Source organism: Streptomyces sp. AC627_RSS907, from assembly GCF_019049165.1.
Genome location: NZ_JAGMUE010001432.1, coordinates 1 through 558 on the forward strand (window position 1 = coordinate 1; position 558 = coordinate 558).

Genomic DNA, 558 nt, shown 5'->3' on the forward strand with positions numbered 1-558 from the left:
GGGACCCGTTCGCCATGCTGCCCTTCTGCGGCTACAACATGGGCGACTACATGGGCCACTGGGTCAGGGTCGGGCAGAGCGCCGACCAGGACAAGCTGCCGAAGATCTACTACGTGAACTGGTTCCGCAAGAACGAGGAGGGCAAGTTCGTCTGGCCCGGCTTCGGCGAGAACAGCCGCGTGCTCAAGTGGATCGTGGAGCGCCTCGACGGCAAGGCCGACGGCGTGCGGACGCCGATCGGCGTGCTGCCGACCAAGGAGGCGCTGGACACGGACGGGCTCGACCTCTCCGACGCGGACCTGGAGTTCCTGCTCACCGTGGACCCGGAGGTCTGGCGCGAGGAGGCGGCCCTGGTGCCCGAGCACCTGAACACCTTCGGGGACCACACCCCCAAGGAGATCTGGGACGAGTACCGGGCGCTGGTCGAACGGCTCGGCTGAGGTGAGGGGACGCCCTCTCGCGAGAGGGCGTCCCCGGACGAAGCCCCACCGGGCCGGCGAGCCGTGCCGGCCGCCCGGCCCCGCCACGAGGAGCCCGCCACCGGCGACCTCGCCATGG

The 558-nt window shown here is 70.4% G+C and carries 1 protein-coding gene; it reads left to right on the top strand.

The features are described 5' to 3' along the window. Positions 1-440 (top strand): phosphoenolpyruvate carboxykinase domain-containing protein (locus KUM32_RS42290; protein ID WP_217146895.1); only part of this gene is annotated, 440 nt, incomplete at its 5' end. Positions 441-558 lie beyond the last annotated feature (118 nt).